Raw genomic sequence first — 605 nt, forward strand, 5'->3', positions numbered from 1 at the left:
AAGCTGGCTCCGACCCCGGAGCAGTATGTGGCGCTGACATCGACACTGGAGTTGTGCAATGCGGGGGCGAACATGGTGTCGCAGCTCGCGCACACCGCCGCGGATCGGCGTCCGTTCGCGCTGCAGAAGCAGGTCTATGCCCAGCTCAAAGCGTGTGGGTTGTCGGCGCAGCCGGCGATCCGGGTGATCAAGAAGGTCGCGGATGCGTACGCGACCCGGACGGCGAACCTGCTTCACGGGAATTACGGCACGCCGGGATCGAGACGGTATGCGAAGGTTGCGGGTAAGGCGATCGTGTTCCGTCAGGACGCGGGCCAACCGTTCGACGATCGGTGCTTGTCGTGGCAGATCGATCGATCGACGGTGTCGATCTGGACGACCGCCGGCCGGATGCGCGACGTCGGATTCGTGTGCGCGCCGTGGCAGCTGACAATGCTCGCCGACCGCAAGGGCGAGTCGGATCTGATGTTCCGCGACGGATCTTTCTACCTGCACGCAACCGTCGACACCGACGCACCGCAGCAGCTGGTCCCCGCCGACGACCCCACCGGGTGGCTGGGCGTGGACCTGGGGATCGTGAACCTGGCGGTGACCACCGCGGACGA

Annotated in this window: 1 pseudogene; it reads left to right on the forward strand. The window is 66.0% G+C overall.

The features are described 5' to 3' along the window. Positions 1-605 (forward strand): annotated as a pseudogene (locus tag MLGJGCBP_RS23720) (RNA-guided endonuclease InsQ/TnpB family protein); the annotation flags it as partial.

The organism is Rhodococcus sp. T7 (assembly GCF_009872365.1).
Lineage (GTDB): Bacteria > Actinomycetota > Actinomycetes > Mycobacteriales > Mycobacteriaceae > Rhodococcus_F.